Below are 23077 nucleotides of genomic sequence, written 5' to 3'. Positions count from 1 at the left end.
CAGGTCTGCATGGGTGTCACAGGGGGTCGGATGAGCACGGAGGCACCACGGGCTCCCATCCCTCCCCGCCCCACGGCACCTCCACGCGTACCCGCCCAGTCGGCCGGCCACGGCCAGGACACTCCGGAAGGCCGGCAGGCGCCGTCCACGGATGCTGCCGCAGCCGCTGCCGCTCCGTCGTCCGCCCAGGCCCCGATCCAGGCCCCCGCGCCCGCTGCCTCCGCCGCGCCCGCTGCCGCGAACCCGTCCGCGGGCGGGGCACGGTCCGGCGCACCGTCCCCGGTCCTGCCGTACGGCGACGTACGGTTCACCGCCGGCGGGTTCGTGCCGTACGGTCCCAGTCCTTCGGGCGGCGGGTACTTCAGCCGCGAGCGCGGCACCGCCGCCCCGCCGCCCCCGCCCCGTACCGAGGCCCCCGTACCGGAGCCCGCCCGGCCGCTGCCTCCGGCCGTGGCACCGGCCCCCGCACCCAAGCCCGAACCGAAGCCCGCGTCGGCCCCCGCGCCGGACCCGGCGGCTGCCCCGGTGGCCGAGACGCCCACCGTCCCGCGCCCCGCTCAGGCCCCCACGGTCCCGCGCCCCGCCGAACCCCCGCGGGCCGCCGAGCGCGCCGACGAGCGGCGCCCAACCGCCTCGGTCCAGGCGCCCCCGCCGCCCGCCGCCCCGCCCTTCCCGGCGCCCCCCGCCATGCCTCCGGCCGGCCCCGGCCTCCCGACGGCGAGCGGCACCGCGCCCCGGACCACCCCCGTCCCGCCGACCGGCCTCCCGCGCCCCGCCGCCTCGAACAGCCCGTTCCCCACCCCGTTCCTGATCTCCGGCTCGCGCGCCCCCTACGCGCCGCCCGTCCCGGCCACGCCCCCGGCCGTACCGCCGCGACCGGCCCGCCCTCCGGCGATGCCGTCCGCCCCGGCCGCGCCGACGGTGTTCCCGTGGGCCGCCGGACCCGCAGGGACGCCCGCGGAGAGCACCGCGCGGCTGCGCCCCGTTCCCGTACGGCGCCCGGCCAGGGCGGCCGCCGCCGTGGCCTGCGTGGTCCTCGGGGTCGGCCTCATCGGAGGCGCCGTCACCGGGAGCTGGCTGACCGGGGACTCGGCCGCGGAACCGGCCGCCCGGGACGACTTCGCCGTCGCACGCGGCCTCTGGCACAGCGTCCCCGTGGACACGCTCTTCCCGCGCACCCTCAAGGGCGACGGCGCGGGACCCGGCGCCGCCGACCGGCGGTGGACCCGGATCGGCGTCGCGCCCGACAGCGGCTGCGCCGGCGCGCTCGACCCCCTGCTGGAGCGTGTGCTGCGCCCCCTGGGCTGCTCACGGGTCGTGCGCGCCACCTACGCCGACGCGACCTCCAGCAGCGTCACCACCGTCGGGCTGGTCTTCACCCAGGGCGACGCGAACGCCATGGCGGCCCTGCGCACCCGCTTCCGGGTCGACGACCTCACCGAACGCACCGATCTGATGCCCCGTACGTTCCCGGTCGAGGGCACCGTCGCCGCGACGTTCGGTGACGCGCAGCGCGCGAGTTGGACGGTGAACGTCCTCACCGAGGTACCCGTCGTCGTGTTCGCCGTCTCCGGCTTCGCCGACGGGCGCCCGGTCGCCTCCCCCCAGCCCGCCGACCAGGCCATGGTCAACGGCGCCACGACCCCGGCCGCACAGGCCGGTCTCGGACATGAGGCGAAAGGCATCGCGGACCGTACAGAACGCGGACTGCGCACCGCAGTCGGCGCCGGCACGGCGGCACCCCGTTGACCCCTACGGGACGCGGATCACCGGTGCCCACGAGAACGCGGAGGACCTGGAACCCATGACGTCGAAGACCGCCGCGACGAGGCGCGCGCGCCGCCATCGGATCGCCGCCGTCCTCACCGCCGCGTCCGTCCTGCTGCTCCCCGCGACCCCGGCGCACGCCGACGCGATCCGGGCCCAGCAGTGGGCGCTCGACGCGATGCACACCGAACAGGCGTGGCGCCACTCGCAGGGCACCGGCGTCACCGTCGCGGTCCTGGACACCGGCGTGGACGGCACCCACCCGGACCTCTCCGGGCAGGTACTGCCCGGCAAGGACCTGATCGGCTTCGGCGCACGCAGCGGCGACCGCTCCTGGGCCCGGCACGGTACGGCCATGGCCGGCATCATCGCCGGTCACGGCCACGGCTCCGGCCGCACCGACGGGGTCCTCGGCATCGCGCCCGAGTCGAAGATCCTTCCCGTACGGGTCATCCTGGAGGGCAGCGACCCGGCCCGCGCGAAGGCGCGCGCCTCCAAGGGCGGCGCCCTCGCCGAAGGCATCCGCTGGGCCGCCGACCAGGGCGCCGACGTCATCAACCTCTCCCTCGGCGACGACAGCGAGTCCGCCCACCCCGAACCGGCCGAGGACGCGGCCGTCCAGTACGCCCTGTCCCGGGGCGCGGTCGTCGTCGCCTCGGCGGGCAACGGCGGCGAGAAGGGCGACCACATCTCGTACCCCGCGGCCTACCCCGGGGTGATCGCCGTGACCGCCGTCGACGAGTACGGCACGCACGCGGCCTTCTCCACCCGGCGCTGGTACGCCACGGTCAGCGCCCCCGGCGTCGATGTCGTCATCGCCGACCCCGACCGGCGCTACTACGAGGGCTGGGGCACCAGCGCCGCCGCCGCGTTCGTCTCCGGCGCCGTCGCCCTCGTCCGCTCCGCCTACCCCGACCTCACCCCCGCCCAGATCAAGAAGCTCCTCGCCGACACCGCGCGCGACGCCCCGTCGAGCGGTCGCGACGACGCCCGGGGGTACGGCTTCGTCGACCCGGCCGCCGCGATCGAGGCGGGCGCGAAACTGTCCCGTACCGACCTCAAGAGCCAGTCCGCGGGGTTCGGCAAGCACTACTTCGGCAGCGGCCCCGACGTCGCCCGCGAGAACGTGGACCCCGCCGTCTGGCTGGCCCCGGCCGCCGGTGCCGCCGGCGCCGTACTGCTGGCGGGCGCCGTGCTGCTCTGGCGGGGATCGGGCCGGCGTATCGGCATCGGACGCTGGCGCTGAGACCCGCGTACGCGGCCCGCCTCAGGACCCGCGCGTACGGGGCCCGCCTCAGCCGCGCCGGAGCCGCGTGATCCGGCGCACCGCGTCGACGGCGGCCTCCTCGACCCGGGCGATGCCCTCCTCCTTGGAAGCGTGGCCGTCGGACAGGACCGCCAACAGGCAGCCGTCCACCCGCCCCACGGAGTGGACGACCCACAGGCCGCTCTCCGTTCTGGGCAGCCAACCGTTCTTCAGAGCCACGCCGTCCCCACAGCGGCCCGGACCCTCCGCATCCGCAGGACCGGTCCGGGCCCCGGCGCCGCGCGCCGCCGACACGCCCCAGTCCTGCCCCGGCACCACCCGCCCCATCAGCCCCGCCAGATAGCGGCGTGACCGTAGGTCCAGCGGCGCGTCCGGCCGGGCGTCCGCGTCGAAGACCGCCTTCAGCAGGGTGAGCTGATCGCCCGCCGTGGTCCGCGTCAGCCCCCACGCCGGGGCCGCCACCGTCCGGGTCAGGCCGAGCCGCGCGTGCGCCGCGTCCAGCGCCTCCACGCCTCCGGCCGCCGCCCGCAGCGCTGTCGCAGCCTCGTTGTCACTGTGCTCGATCATGGCCTCCGCGAGTCGCTCCTCGCCGGGGGACGGCCACCGGCCCGCGTCGCGCGCCCGCAGCAGCAGGGCGGCCAGCACCGCGACCTTCACCACACTGGCGGTCACATACGTACGGTCCGCGCCGTACGCGGCCTCGCGCCCACCCGCCATGTCGTACACCGCGACCGAGAGATCCACCCGAGGACCGTACGTCCGCGCACAGGCTCTAGGCTCGTCCCGTGGCGCTCAAGAACATCCCTGACCCCGGCTTCTCCGACGACGACGGCACCGCCGATCCCGCGCTGACGGCGGCCCTCGCCGCCTGGGCCGAGGACCGCGCGGCGCACGGCCCCGTGCTGGCGGCGCTGCGGACCTCACGGCTGCTGGTGCCCGTCGTGGCCGTCCTGGGGGAGGTCGAGGAGGACGCTGAGGGGGGTCGCGCAGCGTCGGACAACGGTGGTGGTGGGCGACGGGCGGGCGGCCTGCGCCGCGAGAAGACCAGCGACATGGCCGTGCCGACCCTCCTGGCCGGTGACCGGCGCGCCCTGCCCGCCTTCACCTCCGTGGCGGCGCTGGCCCGCTGGGACCCCGGGGCCAGGCCCGTCGCCGTACCGCTGCACCAGGCGCTCCAGGCCGCCGCGCACGAGCGGGCCGACACGGTCGTGCTCGACCTGGCGGGACCCGTCCCGTACGAGATCACCGGGCCCGCCCTGCTGGCCCTCGCCGAGGGCCGTACGGGCACCGGCCCGCTCGACGACCCCGCCGTGACCGCGGCGGTACGGGCCGCCGTGGCCGCTGAGCCCGCGGTGGTACGGGCGTATCTCGGCCCCGGCAGCGCGGACGGCACCCTCGCCCTCCTGCTGGACCCGGCCACGTCCCCGGCGGAGGCGGCCCGCAGGGTCGCGCGGGCCCTCGCGGACGCCGACGTACTGAGGGCCCGCCTGGTGCGGGGCCTCGACCTGGCGGTGCTGCCGGCCGAGGCGACCCCACCGGGCGAGCCCCTGTACGTACGCGCCTAGAGGTTTGGTCAGCCGTAGACCGGGCCCGTGTACTTCTCGCCCGGGCCCTGGCCCGGCTCGTCCGGTACGACCGACGCCTCGCGGAAGGCGAGCTGGAGCGACTTCAGCCCGTCGCGCAGCGGCGCCGCGTGGAACGAGCTGATCTCCGTCGTGCTCGCGTCCATCAGCCCGGCCAGCGCGTGGACCAGCTTGCGGGCCTCGTCCAGGTCCTTGTGCTCGTCGCCCTCCTCGGTCAGACCGAGCTTCACGGCCGCCGCGCTCATCAGGTTCACCGCGACCGTGACGATCACCTCGACGGCGGGGACTTCCGCGATGTCGCGGGCCATGGCGTCGTAGCCGGGTGATTCCGGGGCCGCCGGGGTGGACTGGGGGGAGGTCGCGTCGCTCATGCCCCACACGATAGGCCCACGCCGGGACTGCGCCGTATGCAGGAGCGGCGGGGAGACACAGGGTTAGCGGGAGGCCCCGGGGGGTGCTAACCTTGTGTAACGACCGGCCGGACACCTGTGTGCTCGGCCCACAAGTGGAGGCTCCGATCTCCCACCTGGCTGCCCCTTGAGGGCGGCGGGTCACCGGTCAGGTGGTGCCCATCGTTCCGTACGGACGATGGAACCGCCCGATGCGCCCCGTGGTACGTACGCGGCGGTGCTCCGGTATTCGAGGAGCTCCTGCCTGTGTGCCGTCCGGGGCATTTTTGCTGTGCCGCCGCGGTTGGTCTGAAACAGACGTTACGCGGCTGTCTGCCAGACAGTCGTGTGGTGCTACCGAGGAGGATCCATCAGCGCCGAGCCCCGCATCAACGACCGGATTCGCGTTCCCGAAGTGCGACTTGTCGGTCCCAGTGGCGAGCAGGTGGGCATTGTCCCGCTCGCCAAGGCCCTGGAGCTCGCACAGGAGTACGACCTGGACCTGGTCGAGGTCGCGGCGAACGCCCGTCCGCCCGTGTGCAAGCTCATGGACTACGGGAAGTTCAAGTACGAGTCGGCCATGAAGGCCCGTGAGGCGCGCAAGAACCAGGCGCACACGGTCATCAAGGAGATGAAGCTCCGGCCGAAGATCGACCCGCACGACTATGACACCAAGAAGGGTCACGTCGTCCGGTTCCTCAAGCAGGGTGACAAGGTCAAGATCACGATCATGTTCCGTGGTCGTGAGCAGTCCCGTCCGGAACTGGGCTTCCGACTGCTCCAGCGACTGGCTTCCGACGTCGAGGAGCTCGGCTTCATCGAGTCGAATCCGAAGCAGGACGGCCGGAACATGATCATGGTTCTTGGTCCGCACAAGAAGAAGACCGAGGCCATGGCCGAGGCCCGTGAGGCGCAGGCGGCCCGCAAGGCGGAGCGCCAGGGCCACACGCCCGAGGAGTCGGCCGACGAGAGTGTCGAGGCTCCGGCCGAGACCCCCGTCGAGGCATCTTCCGAGGTGTGATCCGTGGGGGCGCCACCCAGGCGGCCCCCGGCTCCGCTCGGAACCACACACCAGAGATCTGACGCTCCCGCGCGCCGGTCCAGAATCCCGGACCGGCTGGGAGCGCCACTGACGAGGAGAGAACGGCGCTATGCCGAAGAACAAGTCGCACAGCGGTGCCAGCAAGCGCTTCAAGATCACCGGCTCCGGCAAGGTGCTGCGCGAGCGGGCCGGCAAGCGCCACCTGCTCGAGCACAAGTCGTCAAGGGTGACGCGTCGGCTGACCGGCAACGCCGAGATGGCCCCGGGCGACGCCAAGAAGATCAAGAAGCTTCTCGGCAAGTGATGTCGCCGCCCCCGGTGACCGGGGGCGCGGCAACAGGACCGGGACCTATTCGTTTCCGGGCCGTGTGAGTCCAACCACGGCCCCGCTACAAGGAGTCAACACGTGGCACGCGTCAAGCGGGCAGTCAACGCCCACAAGAAGCGCCGGGCAATCCTCGAAGCGGCCAGCGGTTACCGCGGCCAGCGTTCGCGCCTGTACCGGAAGGCGAAGGAGCAGGTCACCCACTCCCTCGTCTACAACTACAACGACCGCAAGAAGCGCAAGGGCGACTTCCGTCAGCTCTGGATCCAGCGGATCAACGCCGCTGCCCGCGCCAACGGCATCACCTACAACCGCTTCATCCAGGGTCTGAAGGCCGCCAACGTCGAGGTGGACCGCAAGATCCTCGCCGAGCTGGCCGTCAACGACACCAACGCGTTCGCCGCGCTGGTCGAGGTCGCCCAGAAGGCGCTCCCCAGCGACGTCAACGCCCCGAAGGCCGCGGCCTAAGAGCCGAGCGGCTTCTCCACAAGCCCGCGCCCTTCCCGCCGGACCCGCAGGCACACCGCCTGCGGGTCCGGCGTGTTCCCGGACCTCTCCCGCGCACCCCGCCGCGCCGTACGGGGCCGCACGCACCCCCGTACCGCCGTACTCCCGTACGCCCCGCCGTACTCCCGTACCGCCGGACGAGACCGCCCGTACTCCCGTACCGCCAGACGAGAAGCGAGCCGCCGCCCATGGGCACCCCCGAGCTGATCTCCCCGCGTTCCCCCCGTGTCACGGCCGCGCGCAGGCTCGCCAAGCGCGCCTTCCGCGGCAAGGAGCGCCGGTTCATCGCCGAGGGGCCGCAGGCCGTACGTGAGGCGGTGGCCCACCGCGGGGCCGGCGGGGAGTCCACGCTCGTCGAGCTGTTCACCACCGCCGAGGCCGCCGAGCGGTACGCCGACATCGTCGACGCCGCCCGCGCCACCGGCGCCCGCGTGCACTTCGCCCCCGACACCGTCCTCGCCGAGGTCTCCCAGACCGTCACCCCGCAGGGGCTGCTCGGCGTCTGCCGCTTCCTGGACACGCCGTTCGCGGACGTCCTCGCGGCGGGCCCCCGGCTCGTCGCCGTCCTGGCCCATGTCCGCGACCCCGGCAACGCCGGTACGGTGCTGCGCTGCGCGGACGCCGCGGGGGCCGACGCCGTCGTCCTCACCGACGCCTCCGTCGACCTGTACAACCCCAAGTCCGTCCGCGCGTCGGCCGGCTCGCTCTTCCATCTGCCGGTCGTCGTCGGCGTCCCCGTGGAGCAGGCGGTACGCGGCCTCCAGGGCGCCGGGGTGCGCATCCTGGCCGCCGACGGGGCGGGCGAGGACGACCTCGACGACGAGCTGGACGCGGGCACCATGGCCGGGCCCACCGCCTGGGTCTTCGGCAACGAGGCGTGGGGGCTGCCGGCCGAGACCCGCGCGCTCGCGGACGCCGTCGTGCGGGTGCCGATCCACGGAAAGGCCGAGAGCTTGAACCTCGCGACCGCCGCGGCCGTATGTCTCTATGCCTCAGCGCGTGCCCAGCGCGTCCGCGGTATGCGCTGAGGGGGTCCGCCCGGTCACGGTCAGCTAGTAGTGTTGCGTGCTCGGGGACCCACTGAGCTACCCGGAAGAGGTGGGGTGCGGGGATGACCGTCGGGGCGAGCCGACCCGCAGGGGTCCAGGGAGCCTTACCGGCCGCGTTCGGCGCCGGCGCCGGAGAACCGGGCGGCGTGCCCGCGGCGGACCCCGGTGATCCGGCGGACGGCCACGCCGGCATCCCGGCCGGAGCGGGGCTGGACCCCGACGACCTCCCCGACGGGCTGATCGTCGCGGACGAGACCGGCCGCGTCGTCTGCTTCAACGCCGCCGCCGCGCGGATCACCGCCGTCGACCGCTCCGCCGCCCTCGGCCGCCCCGTGGACCGGGCGCTGCCGCTGGAGGACCTCAAGGGCCGCCGCTGGTGGGCGCTGACCGACCCGTACGGCGGTCTCGCCACCCGGACGGGACAGCCGGAGCGGAACCTGCTGCTGCCCGGCGGCCGGGAGGTCCTGGTCTCCGCCCGCTACGTCCGCGCGTACCCCACCGGGCCCGTCCGCAAGCTGGTGATCTGTGTCCGGGGCACGGAGGCCCGCCGCCGTACGGAGCTGAGCCATGCCGAGCTGATCGCCACCGTCGCCCACGAGCTGCGCTCGCCGCTGACCTCCGTCAAGGGGTTCACGGCGACCCTGCTCGCCAAGTGGGAGCGGTTCACCGACGACCAGAAGCGGCTGATGCTGGAGACCGTCGACGCCGACGCGAACCGGGTCACCCGGCTGATCGCCGAACTGCTCGACATCTCCCGGATCGACTCGGGCCGCCTGGAGGTGCGCCGCCAGCCCGTCGACATCGGTGCGGCCGTCGGCCGGCACGTCCAGTCGCACACCGCCTCCGGACAGTCGCCGGACCGCTTTCTCGTACGGATAGAACAGCCGCTGCCCGATCTGTGGGCGGATCCGGACAAGATCGACCAGGTGCTCGGCAACCTGCTGGAAAACGCGGTGCGCCACGGAGAGGGAACCGTCACCATCGAGGTGGCGCCCGCGCGGATCGAACACGCGGCGGAGAGCGAGAAGGGAACGGCCGTCACCGTGTGCGACGAAGGACCCGGCATCCCCGAGGAGTCGATGCAGCGCGTCTTCACCCGCTTCTGGCGGGGCAGCAAACGCGGCGGGACGGGACTGGGCCTCTACATCGTCAAGGGCATCGTCGAGGCGCACGGCGGCACGATCAGCGTCGGCCGCGGCCCCGGCGGCGGCGCGCAGTTCCGATTTATCCTGCCCGTCGGCGCTCCGGCCTACCTCTCCTGACGGTCTCCCGACCGCACCGGAGACCCCGGCCGGACCGCCCGCGGGCCCATTCACCTTCGTACGACCCTTTAGACTCGGCTTTTGGCACCTTCACGCCCTCAGTTGTCGAGCAGGGTCGTTTCGCCAAGCCAATCGGAAGTACGGGAAGAGATGTCCGCACCCAACAAGTCGTACGACCCGGTCGAGGTCGAGGCACTGAAACCGGAGCAGATCGAGCGCCTGCGGGACGAGGCGCTCGCCGCCTTCGCCGCCGCCGGTGACCTCGACGCGCTCGCCCACGCGAAGACCGCGCACACCGGGTCCACCTCGCCGCTCTCCCTCGCCAACCGGGAGATCGGCGCGCTGCCGCCGCAGGCCAAGGCCGAGGCGGGCAAGCGCGTGGGCCAGGCCCGCGCCGCCGTCGGCCGGGCCCTCGCCGCCCGGGGGACCGAGCTGGAGGCCGAGCGCGACGCCCGGGTGCTGGTCGAGGAGGCGGTGGACGTCACACTGCCGTACGACCGCACCCCGGCCGGCGCCCGCCACCCGCTCACCACCTTCATGGAGCGGGTCGCCGACGTCTTCGTGGCCATGGGGTACGAGGTCGCCGAGGGGCCCGAGGCCGAGGCCGAGTGGTTCAACTTCGACGCCCTCAACTTCGTGCCCGACCACCCCGCGCGCCAGATGCAGGACACCTTCTTCGTCGCCGGTCCCGAGGGCACCACGGGGGACGAGTCCGGTGTGGTGCTCCGTACGCACACCTCGCCGGTCCAGGCCCGCGCCCTGATCGACCGCGAACCGCCCGTCTACATCGTCTGCCCCGGGCGGGTCTACCGCACCGACGAGCTGGACGCCACGCACACCCCGGTCTTCCACCAGATCGAGCTGCTCGCCGTCGACGAGGGCCTGACCATGGCCGACCTCAAGGGCACCCTGGACCACATGGTGCAGGCGCTCTTCGGCCCGGACATGAAGACCCGGCTCCGCCCGAACTTCTTCCCGTTCACCGAGCCGTCCGCCGAGATGGACATGGTCTGCTACGTCTGCCGCGGCGCCTCCGTCGGCGACCCCGACCGGCCCTGCCGCACCTGCGGCAGCGAGGGCTGGATCGAGCTGGGCGGCTGCGGCATGGTCAACCCCAAGGTGCTCACCGCCTGCGGCGTCGACCCCAAGAAGTACAGCGGATTCGCCTTCGGGTTCGGTATCGAACGGATGCTGATGTTCCGCCACAACGTCGAAGACATGCGAGACATGGTCGAGGGCGACGTCCGGTTCACCCGGCCGTTCGGGATGGAGATCTGATGCGCGTCCCGCTTTCCTGGCTGCGGGAGTACGTCGACCTGCCGGCGACGGAGACCGGCCGTGACGTACAGGCCCGGCTCGTCTCCGCCGGTCTGGAGGTCGAGACCGTCGAGCAGCTCGGCGGCGGCCTCAAGGGCCCCCTCGTCGTCGGCAAGGTCCTCACCATCGAGGAGCTGGAGGGCTTCAAGAAGCCCATCCGCTTCTGCACCGTCGACGTCGGCACCGCCAACGGCACCGGCGAACCGCAGGAGATCGTCTGCGGCGCCCGTAACTTCGCCGTCGGCGACAAGGTCGTGGTCGTGCTGCCCGGCGCCGTCCTCCCGGGCGACTTCGCGATCGCCGCGCGCAAGACGTACGGCAGGACCTCGCACGGCATGATCTGCTCCGGCGACGAGCTGGGCATGGGCGATGACGGCTCGGGCGGCATCATCGTGCTGCCGCCGGAGTACGAGCCGGGCACCGACGCCATCGCGCTCCTGGAGCTGGTGGACGAGGTCCTGGACATCGCGGTCACCCCCGACCGCGGTTACTGCCTCTCGCTGCGCGGCGTCGCCCGCGAGACCGCCACCGCGTACGGCCTGCCGCTGCGCGACCCGGCGCTGCTCGACGTCCCCGCGCCGAACGCGTACGGCCACCCCGTGAAGATCGCCGACCCGATGGGCTGCGACCGCTTCACCGCGCGTACGGTCACCGGCCTCGACCCCGAGGCCCGGTCCCCGATCTGGCTCAGCCGCCGCCTCCAGAAGGCCGGGATGCGGCCGATCTCGCTCGCGGTCGACATCACCAACTACGTGATGCTGGAGCTGGGCCAGCCGCTGCACGCCTACGACCGGACCCGTCTCGAAGGCCCGATCGGCGTGCGCCGTGCCGAGGCCGGCGAGAAGATCACCACGCTCGACGGGGTGCAGCGCGTCCTGGACGCCCAGGACCTGGTCATCACCGACGACCGCGGGCCGATCGGTCTCGCGGGTGTGATGGGCGGCGCCCACACCGAGATCGCCGATGTCGTCACCGACGCCGAGACCGGCGCCGTGCACGGCACGACCGAGGTCGTCATCGAGGCCGCGCACTTCGACGCGATCACCATCGCCCGTACCGCGCGCCGCCACAAGCTGCCCTCCGAGGCGTCCAAGCGCTTCGAGCGCGGCGTCGACCCGGAGGCCACCGCCGCCGCCGCGCAGCGCACCGTCGACCTGCTGGTCCTCCTCGCGGGCGGCTCCGCCGAGGCCGGCGTCACCGAGGTCGTCGCGCCCTCCGCGCCGCACACCATCACCATGCCCGCCGACCACCCCGACCGCGTCGCGGGTGTCGGCTACGGCCGGGAGACCGTCGTACGACGCCTCCAGCAGGTCGGCTGCGACGTGTACGGGCAGGACGAGCTGATCGTCACCGTCCCGTCCTGGCGCCCCGACCTCGGCGAGCCCAACGACCTCGCCGAGGAGGTCATCCGCCTGGAGGGGTACGAGAACCTGCCCTCCACGCTGCCGACCCCGCCGTCCGGCCGCGGGCTCACCGAGCGGCAGCGGCTGCACCGCCGCGTCGGCCGCGCCCTGGCCGGCGCCGGCTATGTCGAGGCGCTGAACTACCCGTTCACCGGCGAGGCCGTCCTCGACGCGTTCGGCCTCCCGGCCGACGACGACCGGCGCCGTACGGTCACCCTCGTCAACCCGCTCTCCGACGAGGAGCCCGCGCTGCGCACCACGCTGCTGCCCGGACTCCTCACCGCGCTGCGCCGCAACGACGGCCGGGGCTCGCACGACCTCGCGCTCTTCGAGACCGGGCTGGTCTTCCGGCCGACCGGCGAGGAGACCGTACCCGTACGGCTGCCCGTCGACCGGCGGCCCACCGACGAGGAGATCGCCTCCCTCGACGCCGCGCTGCCGCGCCAGCCGCGCCACGTCGCGGTCGTCCTGTCCGGCGCGCGCGAGCAGGCCGGCTGGTGGGGCAAGGGCACCCGGGCGAACTGGGCGGACGCCGTCGAGGCGGCCCGTACCGTCGCCCGGGAGGCCGGCGTCGAGCTGGCCGTACGGGCCGACCGCCACGAGCCGTGGCACCCCGGCCGCTGCGCCGCGCTGTTCGCGACCGTGGACGGCACGGAGACGCTCGTCGGCCACGCCGGTGAGCTGCACCCGCGCGTCGTCAAGGCGCTCGGACTGCCGGAGCGCACCAGCGCCATGGAGATCGAGCTGGACCTGCTGGAGCGCGCGGGCACCGGCGCGCTCCGGGCGCCGCGCATCTCCGCCTACCCGGTGGCCACCCAGGACGTGGCGCTGGTCGTCGCGGACGACGTGCCCGCCGGTGACGTGGAGCGGGCGCTGCACGAGGGCGCGGGGGAGCTCCTGGAGTCGCTGCGGCTGTTCGACGTCTTCTCCGGCGAGCAGGTCGGCGCGGGGAACAAGTCCCTCGCGTACGCCCTGCGCTTCCGCGCCACCGACCGCACGCTGACGGTCGAGGAGGCCACGGCGGCCCGTGACGCGGCCGTCGCGCTCGCCGCCGAGCGGACCGGGGCGGTACTGCGGGGAGCGTAACCGCCTGTCGCGAAGGGTCTTTCGGCCATTCGTTCGACAGATCGTGAAGCCCCTGAGGGGCGCGTCCGGGTCTCCGGACGCGCCCCTCACTCATTTGAGTGAGAACCCTCGGCGGGTCGCGCCATCGGCGGCCGGTGATCGACACAATCGATCCGGCCGCGACGGTCGACGTACGCCCAACGGCTGAGTGGCCGGACGGCCGAGGGGGGCCGACGTATGAATCGGACCAGTGCAGAAAAGCAGACGACCGAGGAGGAGACAGCCTCCTGGGGTTTCGTGGAGTGCGCGATCCCCGGCGGTCTGCTCGCGCTGGTGATCACCTGGGAGCTGACACGCCCGCCCTCGGAGCGCGACACGCTCCTGCCACGCATCGTGACCTGCGTGGCCTTCGTCCTGGTGATGGCCTACCTCGTCATGCGGGTACGGCGCCGCGCCGCCCGGGAACTGCTCCAGGTACGCGCCGTGGCGCGCGCCGCGCAGGAGGTCCTGCTGCGCCCGCTGCCGTCCCGGCTCGACGGGCTCGCGCTCCACGCCCGCCAGCTCTCCGCCTCGCGCGGCGCCGACGTGGGCGGTGACCTGTACGAGGTGATGGCGACCACCCACGGGGTGCGCGTGGTCATCGGGGACGTTCGGGGCCACGGGCTGCCCGCCATCGGGGCGGTGGCCGCCGTCCTCGGCAGCTTCCGCGAGGCCGCCCACGACGAGAGCGGGCTCGACGGTGTCCTGCGCAGACTCGACCGGGCCCACCAGCGCCATCTGCGGGAGCTGGCGCGGCGGGAGCCGGACTGCGAGGCGGCGCTCCGGGTGGCCCTGCTCGCGGAAGCGGCCGCCGCCACGGAGGAGGCGAGCGCGAGCGCGGCCGAGGTCGCCGAGGCGTGCCGGGCCGCCCACCGGATGGCGGCGGCGGACGCGGCGGACGCCGCGGAGGAGTTCGTCACCGTCCTGCTGCTGGAGATCGGCCCCGACGCGGAGATCCGCGCGCTCAACTGCGGCCATCCCTGGCCCTACCGGCTCGGCGCCGGCGCGGAACCGCTCGCCTGCGGGGAGCCGTTGCCGCCACTGGGAGCCGTACCGCTGCCGGCGGAACTCACCCCGTACCGGTGCGGACGGCTGCTGCCGGGCGAGGCGCTGTTCCTGCACACCGACGGCGCGGAGGACGCGCGGGACGCGAAGGGGCGTTTCTTCGGCCTCAAGGAGGCGCTGGCGGAGGCGGCTTCGTCCACCACGCTGTCGCCCGCGGCGGTGGTACGGCAGGTGCACGCGGCGCTGCTGCGGCACACCGGCGGGCGGATCACCGACGACATGGCGCTGCTGGTGCTGCGCAACGACCGCGTGGACGGCTCCCCGTGCGCGACGACCGGACGGCAGTCGGGGCCCGCCGACCACTCCGGGGCCGACCGGAGCGGGGCGGACCGGACCGGCGTGGAGCTGGCCGCTCCGGACCGAAGGGGCACCGACGGGCCGCGCGCGCCCGACGGTCTCCTCCCCCCGGACCCGCTGCCCGGACCTGACACCGCGCCCCCACCGCAGGAGCCGCCACCGGTCAACGGCCAGGCGCCGCCGGGCTGTCGCGCCGTACTGGAGGAACGCACACGGGTGCCGACGCAGTCCGGTGACCCGGCGCTGCGCCGTACCCGTCCGGCTCCTTCCCGTCCCTAGTCGCTGCCGTCCGTGACCGGACTCGTCGACCGGACTCGTCTCCCACCGCGGGAGCACCTCGCCCATGGTGTGAGGGAACCACCGGCGCGGTGTCCGTGTCGTCCGTCCCGCCGTGGAGTGTCGGGCAGGTCGGCGGGACGGACGACACGGTTGCGGGCCGCCGCACTTGACGAGGGGGAGCCGACGGCCCGGCCGCCTCCTTGATGAGGACACTCAGTCAACCCGCCCCGCCCGCCCGGCGGCAGAGCGCACACGGTGCGAATCCGGGCACTCCGTTCACACCCCGTGCGTTTCCCGTTCCGTCCGGACGAGCACATCCGAAGGAGCGTCACCCGTCCCTCTCGGGGCCTCCCGCAGGCGGGAGTTCGGATTTATTTCGTCTAGGCTGGAACGGCCGAGTCTCCGGAGGGGCACATGCAGCCCAACACTCTGCTCGATTCCCTGCTCGACGAGGCGGGCATCTCCCATGCCGGCCTCGCCGCCCGCGTCAACCAGGCGGGCCGCGCGAGGGGCCTCGCGCTGCGGTACGAACACACCGCCGTGTCCCGCTGGCTGAAGGGCCAGCGTCCACGTGGCCAGGTGCCCGACCTGATCTGCTCGGTGCTCAGCGACCGGCTGCGCAGACCGCTCACCCTGGACGACATCGGGTTCGGCGTGGCGGGGGAGTCTCCCGCACCGCACGCCACCCCGCTCTCCGGCTTCGTGGAGCGCGCCGCCGCGCTGTGGCGCAGTGACGAGCAGCAGCGCCCGCACATAGTGGGCGCCCCCGCCGTCACCGGAACGCCCGCCGTGATGCCCGTCTGGGAGTGGGAGAACCCGCCGGAGGACTCCGACGTGTCCCGCGCTGGCGGTACGAAGGTCGGTCCCGCCGACATCAAGCTGCTGCGGTCCGCCCGTGCGCACTACGAGCTGATGTACCGGCGGGCGGGCGGTGTCGCGACCCGGGCCAGGATCGTCCGCTTCCTCAACGCCGAGACCGCGCCGCTGCTGCGCGGCGGTTACAGCGACGCCCTGGGGCGCCAGCTCCACCGGGCCACCGGCGGGCTGGTCGCGGTGGCCGGCATCTGCGCGTACGACTCCGACGCCCACGGCCTGGCGCAGCGCTACTTCCACCAGGCGCTGCGGCTGGCCAAGGCCAGCGGCGACCGGGGGCTCGGCGCGTATGTGATCGCGCTGCTCGTCAACCAGTCGCTGTTCATGGGGGAGTACCGCCAGGCGGTGGCGTTCGCGGAGGCGGCGCTGCGGACCGCCGGGCGCCAGATCACTCCCGCGCTCGCCGCCGATCTCTACGCGATGCAGGCCAAGTCGTACGCGCATCTGGGTGACGCGGGCGCGGCGCTCGGCTGCATCCGGCGGGCGGAGTCCGAGGCGGAGCGCATCAGTCCGGGGCACGAACCGGACGAGACGGGCTACGTCCAGCCGGGCCTGGTCAACGTACAGGTGGCTGAGGCGCTCCTCAGTCTGGGGGAGCTCGCCGCCGCGCGGGTGCATGCGACGGCGGCCGTGGACACACCGGCGCACGACCGCGGCCGGGTCCACCGGCTCGCGATGCTCAGCCATATCGAACTGCGGCAGGGCGAGGCCGACCGGGCCGCGAGAACAGCGGCCGAAATGGCGGAGCGGGCCAGAGGAATGGAGTCCCAGCGGCTGCGCGACCGCTTGCGCCAGGTACGCGAACAGCTTGTGGCCAGCGGCTCTTCCGAAGCCGAGGACACCGCGGAACTGATCGCAGGGGCGCTGCGCGTTCCTCTGTGAGCCCCCTGGTGAGCCCCCCGCGCTTTCCCCGGGGCGGGCGGCGCTGCTGCGATATTGCCATCAACTTGTCGGAAGGTGGCAGAAACGTGCAGTGGACGAAGTTAAACGAGCAGACGGTGTACGAGAATCGGTGGTTCCGGGTCAATCTCGCCGACGTCAAACTCCCCGACGGCCGGCATCTGGACCACTTCCTCATCCGGCTCCGCCCGGTCGCGGTGGCGACCGTGGTCAACTCCGCCAACGAGGTGCTGATGCTCTGGAGGCACCGCTTCATCACGGACAGCTGGGGCTGGGAACTCGCGGCGGGAGTCGTCGAGGACGGCGAGGACATCGAGACCGCGGCGGCGCGGGAGATGGAGGAGGAGACCGGCTGGCGCCCGGGACCTCTCCGGCATCTCCTGACCGTCGAGCCCTCCAACGGGCTCAGCGACGCGCGGCACCACATGTACTGGGCGGAGGACGCGACGTACATCGGTCATCCGGAGGACGACTTCGAGTCCTCGCGCCGGGAGTGGGTGCCGCTCAAGCTGGTGCCGGACATGATCGCCCGCGGCGAGATCCCGGCCGCCAACATGACGGCCGGGCTGCTGATGCTCCACCACTTGAGGCTGGGCCAGTGAGGTTCCGGTCCAGTCAGGGGCCAGGGACCCGCTAGCGCCTGCTTAGCGCCCCAGGGTCTGCCAGACCGCCACCGCGAGTGCTCCGAGTGAGCAGAGCGCCGCCACGGCGGGCAGCGGCCACCTGGAGTGTTCCAGAGCGGCCACGCGCGCGGCCAGATCGGCCACATCCTTGTCGGTCTGGTCGTTGCGGTGGGCCAGAAGTGCCATCCTGCCCTCGGTCCTGGCAAGGCCGACGTCAAGGCTGCGACGTAACTCCGCGCGCTCCTGGCCGACCACGGAATGGTCGGATTCGGTGGTCACGATTTCCGCTCCTGTTCGGGAGAGTGGTTCCACGATTCGGTTGCCCAGCCACGGCGGGTACTGGCTAAGCGGAATCGAGTCAACTCCCCCTGGGCGGCGGGCATCAGGGTGTACGGGAGTCATATGCGCGCACCCTTCGCACACTCCGTGTGAATCAGGTGTACGAGTAGAAGCCCGCACCCGTCTTACGGCCCAGCCGCCCCGCGTCCACCATCCGCTGGAGCAGCGGGGACGCCGCGTACAACGGCTCCTTGTACTCGGCGTACATCGAGTCCGCGACCGACGCCACGGTGTCCAGACCGATCAGATCGGCGAGCTTCAGCGGGCCCATCGGATGGGCGCAGCCCATCTCCATCCCGTTGTCGATGTCCTCGCGGCTCGCGATGCCCGACTCGAACATCCGGATCGCGGCGAGCAGATACGGAATGAGCAGCGCGTTCACCACGAAGCCCGAGCGGTCCTGCGCGCGGATCGCGTGCTTGCCCAGGACGCCCTCGACGACGGCCTCGGCGCGCCGGATCGTCTCCTCGGAGGTCGTCAGCGCGGGGATCAGCTCGACGAGCTGCTGCACGGGGGCCGGGTTGAAGAAGTGGATTCCGATCACCTGGTCGGGGCGCGAGGTCGCGACGGCCAGCTTGACCAGCGGGATGGAGGAGGTGTTGGAGGCCAGGATCGCGTCGGGACGCGTCACCACCTGGTCGAGCACCTGGAAGATCTCCGTCTTGACCTGCTCGTTCTCGACGACGGCCTCGATGACGAGATCGCGGTCGGCGAACTCCCCGAGATCCGTGGTGAAGCTCAGCCTGCCGAGTGCCGCGTCGCGCTCCTCCTCGCTGATCTTGCCGCGTTCCGCGGCCTTCGCCAGTGAGTTCTGCAGCCGGGTCCGGCCGATCTCCAGCGCCTCGCCGGTGGTCTCGGCGACCATGACCTCCAGGCCGCTGCGCGCGGCGACCTCCGCGATGCCTGCGCCCATCTGGCCGCAGCCCACCACTCCGACGCGGGCGATATCGGTCAGGGTGTCGGTCACATCGTGCCTTTCTCCGGTCCGTGTCCGTGCAGGTCCCCCGTGTGATTCCGGCGCCTGCCCCGGGAACAGGACGTTACTCCGGCAGCGGATGCGCGTGACGGCCCGGGGCGGGCATGCTCGGCGGGTGACCGCACCGCTCATCTCCGTGGGGGTGCGGTCGAGGGCCGGGTACGACAGGACGACAGGGCGAGGGACGGCGTATGGGACACGACGAGTCGGGACACGGTACGGCGGGCGACGGTACGACGGGACAGGACGCCCTGAGGGAGGGCACGAGGGGCGGCATGAGGGACGGCCTGACAGGGCAGGACCGGCGGCCGGGTACGGGGCCCCTCGGACGGCGCGGGTTCGTGGCCGCCGCGGCCGGGGTGGCTGCCTCCCTGCTGACCGCGGGGGACACGGCTCTCGCCACCGTGGCCGTGCCGGGGCAGGGAGCCGCCGGGCACCACGCCCCGCACCCCGCGCTGCGCGGCATGTGGGTGGCAAGCGTCGCCAACCGCGACTGGCCCTCGAAGCCCGGGCTCTCGGCCGACCGCCAGCGGACCGAACTGCTCCAGCACCTCGACACGGCGGCGGCCCGCAAACTCAACGCCGTCGTCTTCCAGGTCAGGCCCACGGCCGACGCGCTGTGGCCCTCGCCGTACGAGCCCTGGTCGCAGTACCTGACCGGCACGCAGGGCAAGGACCCCGGCTGGGACCCGCTGGGCACGGCGGTACGGGAGGCCCACGCGCGCGGCCTCGAACTGCACGCCTGGTTCAACCCGTACCGCGTCGCCAACCACACCGACCCCACCCGGCTGAGCGCGAAGCACCCCGCCCGGGTCCACCCCGGCTGGGTCCTGCCGTACGGCGGGAAGCTCTACTACAACCCGGGCCTGCCGGAGGTCCGGAAGTTCGTCCAGGACGCCATGATGGACGCCGTCGAGCGGTACGACATCGACGCCGTGCACTGGGACGACTACTTCTATCCGTACCCGGTGGCCGGACAGGTCTTCGAGGACGACGCGGCCTACGAGCGGTACGGGGCGGACTTCCCCGACAAGGCGGCCTGGCGGCGCGACAACACCGACCGGCTGGTGCGCGAGACGGCCGAGCGGATCAAGAAGACCAAGAAGAACGTGCGCTTCGGGATCAGCCCCTTCGGGGTCTGGCGCAACGCCGCCACCGACCGGCTCGGCTCCGACACCAGGGCGGGGGTGCAGACGTACGACGATCTGCACGCCGACACGCGGGGGTGGGTCCGCAAGGGCTGGATCGACTACATCGTCCCGCAGCTCTACTGGAACATCGGCTACGCCGCCGCCGACTACGCGAAGCTGGTGCGCTGGTGGGACGCGACCGTACGGGGGACGGGCGTCGACCTCTACATCGGTGAGGCCCTGTACAAGGCGGGCGACCCGGCCCAGCCCGCCGCCTGGCAGGACCCCGCCGAGCTGTCCCGCCATCTCACGCTGGCGAAGGACTTCGCGGGGGTACGGGGCCACTGCTACTTCTCCGCGAAGGAGGTCGGCGCCGATCCGATCGGTGCGATGACGCGGGTGGTGACGGACCATTACGGCAAGCGGTCAGCGCTCATGAAGTGAGGCCGCGGCGCCGGGTGCCGGCCGGGCGGAGCGCTGCGTCACCGCGATGCAGACCAGCACCGCCACGGCCGCCACCGGCGCCGCGGGGGAGAGGTGTTCACCGAGCAGTAGCACCGACCAGAGAAGTGTCAGCACCGGCTGCGCGAGCTGGAGCTGACTGGCCCGCGCGATCCCGATCGCCGCCATGCCCCGGTACCAGACGTACATCCCGAAGAAGGTGGAGACCAGCGCCACCCAGACCACGCCGATCACCCCGTGCGCCGTCAGCCGCACCGGCTCGTACGACAGCGCCACCGCGCCGCCCGCCAGCGAGAGCGGCAGCGCGCCGATCAGCGCCCAGCCGATCACCTGCCAGCCCGGCATCTCCCGGGCCAGCCTGCCGCCCTCCGTGTAGCCCGCCGCGCACACCAGCAGCGCGCCGAAGAGATACAGATCGCCCGTGGACAGCGAGCCACCGCTCTGCTGGACCGTGAAGGCGATCACCACGGCCGCCCCGGCGACCGCCGCCACCCAGAACGTACGGGAGGGCCGGCTGCCCCTGCGGACCACCGAGAAGGCGGCCGTGGTGAGCGGCAGCAGCCCCACCACCACGGCCGCGTGCGAGGTGGTGGAGGTCTCCAGCGCGAGCGTCGTGAGGAGGGGGAACCCGGCCACGACCCCGAGGACGACCACCGCGAGCCCGCCCCGGTGGCGGCGCGCGGGGACCGGGACGCGCAGCGCCAGCAGACAGCCGCCCGCGAGGAGCGCGGCGAGCACGCTGCGGACGGCCACCAGGGACCAGGGGCCGAAGCTCTCCAGGCCCCACACGGTGGACGGGAAGGTGAGGGAGAAGGCGACGACGCCCAGCCCGGCGAGGAGGGTGCCCCGCTCGGTACGCGGAACGGTGCGCGGGCCGGTGCGCGGCGGGGAGCCGGTGGCGACCGCTATCGCGGTACGTCGGGTAGCGCTATTCTCTGCTGTCATGCATGAGCGTAGCAGCGTGGCCGAGCTGGCACATTCCCTGAAACAGGAGCTGAACCGCTACTCACCGGGCGGAAAGCTGCCGTCGAGCCGAGAGCTGATCGAGCGCTACCGGGTCTCGCCTGTGACCGTCTCCCGCGCCCTCGCCCGGCTCACCGCCGAGGGCCTGGTCGTCACCCGCCCCGGCGCCGGAGCCTTCCGCGCCCCCGAGCGCCCCGCTCCGGCCAGGACCGGCGACACCTCCTGGCAGGAGGTCACCCTCAGCGCGGACACCCCGGCCGGCGGCGTACCGCGCGCCGTCGACGCCTCCGGCGTCCTGATCACCCTCGCCGTGCCGCCGCCCGGTGTCATCGAGCTGACCGGCGGCTATCTGCACCCCACGCTCCAGCCCGAGGCCGCGATGGCCGCCGCCCTCGCCCGCGCGGGCCGCCGCCCCGGCGTCTGGGGCCGGCCGCCCGTCGACGGACTGCCCGAACTGCGCGAATGGTTCGCCCGGGCCGTCGCGCCGACCAGCACCGCCGCCGAGATCCTGGTCACGGCGGGCGGCCAGAGCGCGCTCACCACCGCGCTGCGCGCGCTCGCCCCGCCCGGCGCCCCCGTCCTCGTGGAGTCGCCCACCTACCCCGGGATGCTGGCGATCGCCCGCGCCGCCGGGCTGCGCCCCGTCCCCGTACCGGTCGATCCGGACGGGGTGAGGACCGACCTGCTCGCCGCCGCCTTCCGGGCCAGCGGCGCCAAGGTCTTCGTCTGCCAGCCGCACTTTCAGAACCCGACCGGCGCCGTGCTCGCGCCGGAGCGCAGGCCCGAGGTGCTGCGGATCGCCCGGGAGGCCGGGGCCTTCGTGATCGAGGACGACTTCGCGCGCCGGATGGCGCACGCGGACGCGGGCCCGCTGCCCCCGCCGCTCGCCGCCGACGACCCCGACGGCGTCGTCGTCCATGCCTGCTCGCTCACCAAGGTGACCTCGCCGAGCCTGCGCGTCGGCGCCCTGGCGGCGCGGGGGCCCGTCCTGGAACGGCTGCGCGCCATCCATGTCGTGGACACCTTCTTCGTACCGCGCCCGCTCCAGGAAGCCGCCCTGGAGCTGGTGGGCTCCGCCGCCTGGCCCCGGCTGCTCCGCACCGTGGCCACCGAGTTGAAGACCCGCAGGGACACCCTGACCGCCGCACTGCGCACCACCCTGCCCGAACTGGGCCTGGCGCACGTCCCGGCCGGCGGCTACCACCTCTGGCTCCGCCTCCCGGACGGCGCCGACGAGGCCGCTGTCGTCGCCGCGGCCCTGCGCGCGGGCGTCGCGGTCGCGCCGGGCCGCCCGTACTTCGGCGCCGAACCGCCCGCCCCGCACCTGCGGCTGAGCTTCGCGGCGCCGGCCGGCGCCGCCGAGATCACCGAGGGGGTACGCCGGCTCCGTACCGCCTGCGACGAGACACTCGGCCGCGCCTGAGCCCACCGGGGGCGCGCGAACCCGTGGACGACCGGCGCGTGACAGGCGTGTGACAGGGCGGGAACGGGGGAGCACCCTCTCCCGATGCCGGGCTGATACCCCTTGACCGGTACCGCTTTCCGCTCCACGATCGCGGCCATGAGTGTTCGGGTCACCTTGGTCGCCGCGGCGCGCAGCACGGACCTCCACGACGAGCGCTTCGAGGACGACCGCCCCCTCGACCGGGCCGGCTGGCACGAGATGCAGCGCGTCGCCCACACCCTCATCCCGCTCGCCGCCGCCGACCTCCGCTACTGCTCACCCACCCCGCGCAGCCGCGCCACCGGCGACGCCCTCGGCTTCGCGCCGCTCGCCCAACCGGCCCTGCGCGACTGCGACATGGGGCGCTGGCGCGGCTACACCCTCGCCGAGGTGATGGCCCGCGAACCGGCCGGTGTCGATGCCTGGCTCGCCGACCCGCGCGGCGCCCCGCACGGCGGCGAGCCGCTGCTCACCTTCATCTCGCGGATAGGCGGCTGGCTGGACACCCGCCCGGCCGAGGACGTCGCGGCGATCGTCGCGGTCGCCGAACCGGCCGTCGTACGGGCGGCGCTGGTCTACGCGCTGAACGCACCGCCCCGTACCTACTGGTACGTGGACGTCCGCCCCCTCTCGACGGTCACCCTGACCGGCACGCCGGGCCGCTGGAACCTGCGGCTCGACACCGGCTCCTGAGCCGCCTGCCGGGGTACG

Annotated in this window: 20 protein-coding genes and 1 pseudogene; 16 read left to right on the top strand and 5 right to left on the bottom strand. The window is 73.4% G+C overall.

The annotated features are described in order from the left end of the window. Positions 1-30: 30 nt before the first annotated feature. Together ACIBJC_RS21390 and mycP are read left to right on the top strand one after the other, a co-directional pair. Entirely contained in the window at positions 31-1749 is a 1719-nt protein-coding gene (locus ACIBJC_RS21390) for a hypothetical protein (RefSeq protein WP_399294727.1), read from the top strand. A 55-nt stretch (positions 1750-1804) separates the two neighbouring features. Then, a complete protein-coding gene (gene mycP, locus ACIBJC_RS21385) occupies positions 1805-3013 on the top strand; it encodes a type VII secretion-associated serine protease mycosin (protein ID WP_399294725.1) in 1209 nt (402 codons plus the stop codon). A 48-nt stretch (positions 3014-3061) separates the two neighbouring features. Here the strand turns inward: mycP and ACIBJC_RS21380 are convergent, their stop codons facing one another. Next, positions 3062-3778 carry a serine hydrolase gene (locus ACIBJC_RS21380; protein WP_399294723.1) on the bottom strand — a complete coding sequence of 239 codons (717 nt, stop codon included), beginning with the start codon at positions 3776-3778 and terminating at the stop codon, positions 3062-3064. A gap of 41 nt (positions 3779-3819) precedes the next feature. Between ACIBJC_RS21380 and ACIBJC_RS21375 the strand changes: the two genes are divergently transcribed. Then, entirely contained in the window at positions 3820-4599 is a 780-nt protein-coding gene (locus ACIBJC_RS21375) for an SseB family protein (RefSeq protein ID WP_399294721.1), read from the top strand. Positions 4600-4607: 8 nt separating this feature from the next. Here the strand turns inward: ACIBJC_RS21375 and ACIBJC_RS21370 are convergent, their stop codons facing one another. Beyond that, a complete protein-coding gene (locus ACIBJC_RS21370) occupies positions 4608-4988 on the bottom strand; it encodes a DUF1844 domain-containing protein (RefSeq protein WP_329824443.1) in 381 nt (126 codons plus the stop codon). Between the two features lie 364 nt (positions 4989-5352). On the opposite strand from ACIBJC_RS21370, the gene infC reads away from it, so the two are divergent. The 10 genes and pseudogenes from infC to ACIBJC_RS21320 all read left to right on the top strand — a co-directional run bounded on the left by infC (position 5353) and on the right by ACIBJC_RS21320 (position 17031). Continuing rightward, positions 5353-6027, top strand: coding sequence for a translation initiation factor IF-3 (gene infC / locus ACIBJC_RS21365; protein ID WP_329824442.1), 675 nt, complete (start codon positions 5353-5355; stop codon positions 6025-6027). Positions 6028-6157: 130 nt separating this feature from the next. Further along, entirely contained in the window at positions 6158-6352 is a 195-nt protein-coding gene (gene rpmI, locus ACIBJC_RS21360; protein ID WP_019065473.1) for a 50S ribosomal protein L35, read from the top strand. A 102-nt stretch (positions 6353-6454) separates the two neighbouring features. Then, on the top strand, positions 6455-6841 hold the full coding sequence (rplT, locus tag ACIBJC_RS21355) for a 50S ribosomal protein L20 (protein ID WP_041991468.1): 387 nt from the start codon (positions 6455-6457) through the stop codon (positions 6839-6841). 227 nt (positions 6842-7068) lie between these two features. Then, positions 7069-7908 (top strand): TrmH family RNA methyltransferase, encoded by an 840-nt coding sequence (locus ACIBJC_RS21350; protein WP_399294718.1) that lies wholly within the window; start codon positions 7069-7071, stop codon positions 7906-7908. Between the two features lie 83 nt (positions 7909-7991). Further along, positions 7992-9191 (top strand): ATP-binding protein, encoded by a 1200-nt coding sequence (locus ACIBJC_RS21345; protein ID WP_399294716.1) that lies wholly within the window; start codon positions 7992-7994, stop codon positions 9189-9191. 150 nt (positions 9192-9341) lie between these two features. Beyond that, positions 9342-10469 (top strand): phenylalanine--tRNA ligase subunit alpha, encoded by a 1128-nt coding sequence (gene pheS / locus ACIBJC_RS21340; RefSeq protein ID WP_399294714.1) that lies wholly within the window; start codon positions 9342-9344, stop codon positions 10467-10469. Beyond that, positions 10469-12997 (top strand): phenylalanine--tRNA ligase subunit beta, encoded by a 2529-nt coding sequence (gene pheT / locus ACIBJC_RS21335; RefSeq protein ID WP_399294712.1) that lies wholly within the window; start codon positions 10469-10471, stop codon positions 12995-12997. The genes pheS and pheT overlap by 1 nt, the downstream gene beginning before the upstream one ends. Before the next feature lie 399 nt (positions 12998-13396). Further along, a pseudogene (locus ACIBJC_RS21330) lies at positions 13397-14329 on the top strand (PP2C family protein-serine/threonine phosphatase); the annotation flags it as partial. 741 nt (positions 14330-15070) lie between these two features. Then, on the top strand, positions 15071-16411 hold the full coding sequence (locus tag ACIBJC_RS21325; RefSeq protein ID WP_399294710.1) for a transcriptional regulator: 1341 nt from the start codon (positions 15071-15073) through the stop codon (positions 16409-16411). Between the two features lie 86 nt (positions 16412-16497). Further along, positions 16498-17031, top strand: a complete 534-nt coding sequence (locus tag ACIBJC_RS21320; RefSeq protein WP_399294708.1) for an NUDIX hydrolase — start codon at positions 16498-16500, stop codon at positions 17029-17031. A gap of 42 nt (positions 17032-17073) precedes the next feature. On the opposite strand, the gene ACIBJC_RS21315 is transcribed toward ACIBJC_RS21320, so the two are convergent. Both ACIBJC_RS21315 and ACIBJC_RS21310 read right to left on the bottom strand, forming a co-directional pair. Beyond that, the gene (locus ACIBJC_RS21315; RefSeq protein WP_329824435.1) at positions 17074-17331 is read right to left on the bottom strand and encodes a hypothetical protein; all 258 of its coding nucleotides are present in this window, start codon (positions 17329-17331) and stop codon (positions 17074-17076) included. Positions 17332-17485: 154 nt separating this feature from the next. Then, positions 17486-18346, bottom strand: a complete 861-nt coding sequence (locus ACIBJC_RS21310) for a 3-hydroxybutyryl-CoA dehydrogenase (RefSeq protein ID WP_399295165.1) — start codon at positions 18344-18346, stop codon at positions 17486-17488. Between the two features lie 296 nt (positions 18347-18642). Here ACIBJC_RS21310 and ACIBJC_RS21305 point away from each other — a divergent pair, with 296 nt between their 5' ends. After that, entirely contained in the window at positions 18643-19941 is a 1299-nt protein-coding gene (locus ACIBJC_RS21305; RefSeq protein ID WP_399295163.1) for a glycoside hydrolase family 10 protein, read from the top strand. On the opposite strand, the gene ACIBJC_RS21300 is transcribed toward ACIBJC_RS21305, so the two are convergent. Then, on the bottom strand, positions 19924-20904 hold the full coding sequence (locus ACIBJC_RS21300) for a DMT family transporter (RefSeq protein WP_399294706.1): 981 nt from the start codon (positions 20902-20904) through the stop codon (positions 19924-19926). The genes ACIBJC_RS21305 and ACIBJC_RS21300 overlap by 18 nt on opposite strands. Between ACIBJC_RS21300 and ACIBJC_RS21295 the strand changes: the two genes are divergently transcribed. Both ACIBJC_RS21295 and ACIBJC_RS21290 read left to right on the top strand, forming a co-directional pair. After that, the gene (locus ACIBJC_RS21295; RefSeq protein WP_399294703.1) at positions 20903-22345 is read left to right on the top strand and encodes a PLP-dependent aminotransferase family protein; all 1443 of its coding nucleotides are present in this window, start codon (positions 20903-20905) and stop codon (positions 22343-22345) included. The two genes, ACIBJC_RS21300 and ACIBJC_RS21295, sit on opposite strands and share 2 nt — an antisense overlap. A 138-nt stretch (positions 22346-22483) precedes the next feature. Then, positions 22484-23059 (top strand): histidine phosphatase family protein, encoded by a 576-nt coding sequence (locus tag ACIBJC_RS21290; protein WP_399294700.1) that lies wholly within the window; start codon positions 22484-22486, stop codon positions 23057-23059. Positions 23060-23077: the final 18 nt, after the last annotated feature.

The organism is Streptomyces sp. NPDC050509, assembly GCF_044457965.1.
In the GTDB taxonomy this organism is placed as follows: domain Bacteria; phylum Actinomycetota; class Actinomycetes; order Streptomycetales; family Streptomycetaceae; genus Streptomyces.
The sequence above is the reverse complement of the archived record's forward strand: the minus strand, read 5'-3'. Positions and strand labels throughout refer to the sequence as shown.

Bases quoted from the DNA above. Each gene is read 5' to 3' on its own strand.
- ACIBJC_RS21290 (WP_399294700.1), top strand. From the start codon at position 22,484: ATGAGTGTTCGGGTCACCTTGGTCGCCGCGGCGCGCAGCACGGACCTC.
- ACIBJC_RS21370 (WP_329824443.1), bottom strand. From the start codon at position 4,988: ATGAGCGACGCGACCTCCCCCCAGTCCACCCCGGCGGCCCCGGAATCA.
- ACIBJC_RS21295 (WP_399294703.1), top strand. From the start codon at position 20,903: ATGCATGAGCGTAGCAGCGTGGCCGAGCTGGCACATTCCCTGAAACAG.
- ACIBJC_RS21350 (WP_399294718.1), top strand. From the start codon at position 7,069: ATGGGCACCCCCGAGCTGATCTCCCCGCGTTCCCCCCGTGTCACGGCC.
- ACIBJC_RS21300 (WP_399294706.1), bottom strand. From the start codon at position 20,904: ATGACAGCAGAGAATAGCGCTACCCGACGTACCGCGATAGCGGTCGCC.
- pheT (WP_399294712.1), top strand. From the start codon at position 10,469: ATGCGCGTCCCGCTTTCCTGGCTGCGGGAGTACGTCGACCTGCCGGCG.
- rpmI (WP_019065473.1), top strand. From the start codon at position 6,158: ATGCCGAAGAACAAGTCGCACAGCGGTGCCAGCAAGCGCTTCAAGATC.
- ACIBJC_RS21345 (WP_399294716.1), top strand. From the start codon at position 7,992: ATGACCGTCGGGGCGAGCCGACCCGCAGGGGTCCAGGGAGCCTTACCG.
- ACIBJC_RS21305 (WP_399295163.1), top strand. From the start codon at position 18,643: ATGAGGGACGGCCTGACAGGGCAGGACCGGCGGCCGGGTACGGGGCCC.
- ACIBJC_RS21390 (WP_399294727.1), top strand. From the start codon at position 31: ATGAGCACGGAGGCACCACGGGCTCCCATCCCTCCCCGCCCCACGGCA.
- pheS (WP_399294714.1), top strand. From the start codon at position 9,342: ATGTCCGCACCCAACAAGTCGTACGACCCGGTCGAGGTCGAGGCACTG.
- ACIBJC_RS21325 (WP_399294710.1), top strand. From the start codon at position 15,071: ATGCAGCCCAACACTCTGCTCGATTCCCTGCTCGACGAGGCGGGCATC.
- mycP (WP_399294725.1), top strand. From the start codon at position 1,805: ATGACGTCGAAGACCGCCGCGACGAGGCGCGCGCGCCGCCATCGGATC.